Origin of the sequence: Arthrobacter sp. TB 26, assembly GCF_000427315.1 — a bacterium.
In the GTDB taxonomy this organism is placed as follows: Bacteria; Actinomycetota; Actinomycetes; order Actinomycetales; family Micrococcaceae; genus Arthrobacter.
In genome coordinates, this window is the sequence record NZ_AUPJ01000116.1 from 1 (window position 1) to 3,766 (window position 3,766).

A 3,766-nucleotide genomic window follows, 5' to 3' on the forward strand; every position below is an offset into this window, starting at 1 on the left:
GGGCCGGGGAGAAACCGTGATGGCGGGTCATCAGCCGGTGGGCGCCCCAGACGGACACAGGGATGATGGGCACCCCCGCCTCGGCGGCCATCCGCACGGCGCCGGTCTTGCACTCGCGCACCCGGAAACTGCGGCTGACCCCGGCCTCCGGGAGGATCGCGATGTACTCGCCCTCGCGGAGTTTCTGCACGGCGGCGTCGTAGGCGTGGGAGCCTGTCCCGTACCCGACGACGACGTGTCCGGCGGCGCTGATGGCGGGGCCGGCGAACCAGTGGTCGGCCGCTCCCTGCGTGACCAGGAAACGCATCCGGGCCCTGGCGTGCCCCCACAGCAGGAGTTCGGCGAACGCGAAGTCGAGGTACCCGAAGTGGGTGATGGCGACGACGGCTCCCCGTCCCGGGACCACCCGGCGGGATGCACCGTGGGATGAGGTGCGGGACGAGCCGTGCGGGCCCTCGGCGCGGGGCTCCGGCGGCGGGAGGTTCTCCTGTCCGGTGACGATGACCCGGATCCGGAACAGCCGGCGCAGCGCCAGCCCGGTGCGGACTATGACGCGGTAGAAGTGGTCGTTGGGCCCGGGCCGCCAGGGCATGTCAGCGCCTTCCCGGCTGGTGGCTGCCCGTTTGCTGTCCGCCGCTGTGGGGACGGCGGGGCGGCAGGGGCAGGAATCCCGACGTCGATTGCACGTATTCCTTGTAGCCGGGGCGGGCGGACATTGCCTTTTCGGTGAGCGGCTTGCCGGATTTGCCGGCGAGCAGCCAGATCATCAGGGCGGGGGAGAGGACCGTCAGGACCCCCGGCCAGGAATCAGCGGCGATCAGGAAGATCCCGGTCCAGACGGCGGCGTCGCCGAAGTAGTTCGGGTGGCGGGTGTACCGCCAGAGCCCGGTGTTGAGCACGGTGCCGCGGCGGGACGGATCGTCCTTGAACTGCGCCAGCTGCCAGTCCCCGACCGTCTCGAAGACGAAACCCACGGCCCAGGCCACCACGCCCAGCCACGCCAGCCAGCCCAGGCCTCCGGGGCTGAACATCCCCACCTGGACGGTGAGCGAGACGAAGAACAGGATCACCCCCTGGGGCAGGTAGACCTTGCGCAGGGCGTAGGTGTTGCGGGACCCGGGGGCGGAGGAGAGCATGTCCACGTAGCGGGGATCCTCGTGCCCGCCGCGGGCCCGGAGGCCGATATGGAGGGCGAGGCGGATCCCCCAGACCGCCACGAGCGCCAGCAGCAGGAGGCGGNNNNCGCCGTCGCCGTGTCCGGCGGAGAGGAACCAGGAGATGGCGGCCACGACGACGAAACCGAGGCCCCAGACGGTGTCGATGACGGAGTGGCGGCTCTGCCGGACGGCGACGGCGAAAGTGACGGCCAGCAGCACGGCGAGACCCGCCGCCACCCACGGGAGGCTGGCCAGGAAAGCCCCCAACGGGAAGGCCCCAGCCGGGAAAACACTGAGCTCCGGCATCACAGCACCACCGGGAGGCTGGCGCCGGCGGCGGGAATGAGGCTGCGGAACGAGTCGGCGCTGCCCTTGAGGTCCCGCCCTGAGCTGCCGGCGAAGGCGTCAAGGATGAAGCCGTTGGCGAGCGAGTTCCACAGGCCCACCCGGCGGACCATGAAGTGACCGGCGCCCTTGAGGGCGACGTAGTCCACGGACTCCGCGACGCCGTCGGCCCGGCGGGCGTAGGCGAGCGAGTTCGCCGGGCTGGTCCAGCGGTCCTCGGTGCCATGGACGATCAGGATCCGGCGGCCGGCCACGCGCTCCACCGGGGTTTCGGCATTGAGCCAGGGCGCGAGGGCGGCCACGGCTTCCACCTGGGGGTGGTCGGCGACGCAGAGAGCGGTCAGCCCGCCCATCGAGTGGCCGAGGAGGTAAACCGGGACCCCGGGGTGTTCGCGGCTGATGTGGGAGAGCGCCCACTGGGCGTCCTGGACAGGGGACATGTCCGCCCCGTTCCAGCCCCGGTACCGGTTCCGGAGGGTCCAGACGGCCAGGCCGTGGGGGCCGCCGCCAGTGTGGAGGGCCCGGGCGAAGGGCAGCATCCGGGCCGGGCTCAGGTGCCTGCCGCGCACCGATTCGAAGCTGTTGGACCGCCCGCCGTGCAGGACCAGAGCGACTCCCCGGGTTTCCCCGGAGGCTCCGGCAATGCTCAACACGGCCTTGGCGGCTGCCCCGGGGCCTGCCACCCCAGGTCCGCGGTCGTCTATCTTGCGTATGGCCACGCCGTATCCTCCACGTCTCGTCCGTCATTTCCAACCATAGGGCCCTGTGCCCGCAGTTCAAGCTGTTCCTCTGAGGACGCTGCACTACACCGGTTCGCAGGGGGACATGCCCACAGGACATTCGGAGCGGTGCCCTGGAAAGATGGGGTGTGGCCGGTCGCCGTGTGCCGCGGCGCCGTGCGCTGGGGTGCCGTCATGCGTCATGACGGCGCCGCGTCATCAGGAGGCGGCGGAACGCCGTAAAGTCTTCGGCATGAGGTTGAACTGCTGATGGGCGCCGGACATTCACACACCCCGCAAGGGCACCCGGATCCGACGCCCCTGGCGCTCGCCGCCCGGAAGAAAGCCAACCTGATCCTGGCCGCCATCCTGATCCCGCTGACGCTGCTGACGCTCGTGGCGATGGCGCTGCTGTGGCCCTCGGGCAGCAAAGAAGGCATCACGCTCGCCAGCCCCTACGCCGCCGCGCCCGGCGTCACCTTCGACACCGGCAAGATCCAGCGCGTTGTCACCGGCAGCTGCATGGACGGCACCCCGCAGGGACAGGCCGCCGCGGACGCAGCCCCGCTACAGGGGGCAGAGTGCACTTTTGCGTTCACGGACCCGGACAAGGGCGGCAACCCCGTCAAAGTGGTCATCAACCCCGACGTCGCCAAATCCCACGGTGTGAAGCCCGGCGACAACATCCGCTACCTGAACCTCTCCAAGGCCCAGGGCGCCGCCGCCCAGGGCACGCCGGCCTATGTCTTCGTCGACTTTGTCCGGACCCTGCCCATCATCTTCCTCGCGGTGCTGTACGCCGTCGTCGTGATCGCAGTGGCGCGCTGGCGCGGGCTGCGTGCGCTGATCGGACTGGTCGGGGCCTACGGCGTGCTGGTCAGCTTTATGCTGCCCGGCCTCGTGGAAGGCAAACCCCCCCTGCTGCTGGCGCTGGTGGGGTCCACGGTGATCATGATCGGGGTGCTCTACTTCGCCCACGGCTTCTCCGCCCGGACTTCGACGGCGCTGCTGGGCACCATGTTCGGGCTCGCCATCACCGCACTGCTGGCGGCGTGGGCCACCGACGCCNGCCAACCTCGCCGGCGTCGGGAGCCACGATTCCGCCACCCTCGCGAATATCTCCGACAACATCTCCATCTCCGGCATCATCCTGTGCGGCCTCATCATCTCCGGCCTCGGCGTCCTGAACGACGTCACCATCACACAGTCCTCGGCGGTCTGGGAGCTGTGGGAACTGGCCCCGGAAACGTCCGCCCGCCAGCTGTTCACCTCCGCCATGCGGATCGGCCGGGACCACATCGCCTCCACCGTCTACACCATCGCGTTCGCCTACGCCGGGGCGGCGTTGCCCGTGCTGATCCTGGTGATGCTCTACGAGCGGCCGCTCGGGGACGCCCTGACCAGCGCCGAGCTCTCGGAGGAAGTGATCCGCACCCTCGTCGGTTCCGTCGGGCTGGTCCTCGCGATCCCGGTCACCACGCTGATCGCGGTACTTGTCGTCAAGGCGACCGGGATGACCACGCGCGGACGCGGTGCGGCCCGGGG

At 70.2% G+C, this 3,766-nt stretch carries 3 protein-coding genes and 1 pseudogene; 1 reads left to right on the forward strand and 3 read right to left on the reverse strand.

Features of this window, described 5'->3' with window-relative positions:
* The 3 genes from K789_RS0103545 to K789_RS0103555 all read right to left on the reverse strand — a co-directional run.
* The coding region (locus K789_RS0103545; protein ID WP_024365554.1) for a lysophospholipid acyltransferase family protein at positions 1-592 on the reverse strand (592 nt) is incomplete at its 3' end.
* A gap of 1 nt (position 593) precedes the next feature.
* Entirely contained in the window at positions 594-1,463 is an 870-nt protein-coding gene (locus tag K789_RS0103550) for a DUF1295 domain-containing protein (RefSeq protein ID WP_024365555.1), read from the reverse strand.
* Entirely contained in the window at positions 1,463-2,215 is a 753-nt protein-coding gene (locus tag K789_RS0103555) for an alpha/beta hydrolase (protein ID WP_024365556.1), read from the reverse strand. The genes K789_RS0103550 and K789_RS0103555 overlap by 1 nt, the downstream gene beginning before the upstream one ends.
* A gap of 276 nt (positions 2,216-2,491) precedes the next feature.
* Between K789_RS0103555 and K789_RS22195 the strand changes: the two are divergent.
* Positions 2,492-3,766 (forward strand): annotated as a pseudogene (locus tag K789_RS22195) (YibE/F family protein); the annotation flags it as partial.